General features: G+C 45.5%; 1 protein-coding gene. It reads right to left on the minus strand.

Going from position 1 to position 673, the window contains the following annotated elements; translation table 11 throughout:
* Positions 1-55: 55 nt before the first annotated feature.
* Positions 56-673, minus strand: a 618-nt coding sequence (locus A3757_RS23940; RefSeq protein ID WP_197470279.1) for a nucleoid-associated protein, incomplete at its 5' end; no start/stop codon positions are given.

Genomic DNA, 673 nt, shown 5'->3' on the forward strand with positions numbered 1-673 from the left:
TTTCCTATCAGCATGACCGGAACGTAAATCCGGCGCCTTGGTTTAGTGTTAAGAACTAGTTTTCTTGCTTGTCCTTAATGTGTTCAAGAATCTGTTTTTTCAGGCTCTTGGGGATTTCTGTAATAGTGAGCGTATTTGACTGCTCATCAAACAAGATTGTTTGCTGCATAAGGTCTGATGAAAAGGACAGGCTTAAACCATTGCCCTTGCCAGAGATTCTGACCAAATGCTTTAGCTTACGAGTGTCTGGGCGCAGGGTTTGGCTGGTGTCTAGTTGCGCTTCTTGTTCTGCGAATTGAGCAAAGCGGGTGGGTTCATTTTCATCAAGGAAGCCCGATAGCTCATTAATCGGCACTGCTTCACCTAGCTGCTGCTGTTCAACGCAAAAGTCATAGGCTTTTTGATGAAGCTGAGCAGCTTGCTTGGGTTCGGTTTCTTTGGTGTAGCCTGCTAATACTTCCATTAGCGTTTCAGTTTCTTTTGCGCTGTCGATAGAGCTCTTGAAACCGATTGACTGAGTGAATGCTTCACCTATTTTGGCTTTTGAGCGTGCGCGGACCAAGCAAAGGTATGGGTCAGTACTTTCGCTTTCTGAAAGCCAGTCATCAAGGTCGATGCGCAGGGCAAGATCCATTTTATTTGTGTTGAGGTAGTCCACGGTATCGAGATTAAG

The sequence above is a fragment of the Oleiphilus sp. HI0117 genome (genome assembly GCF_001635235.1).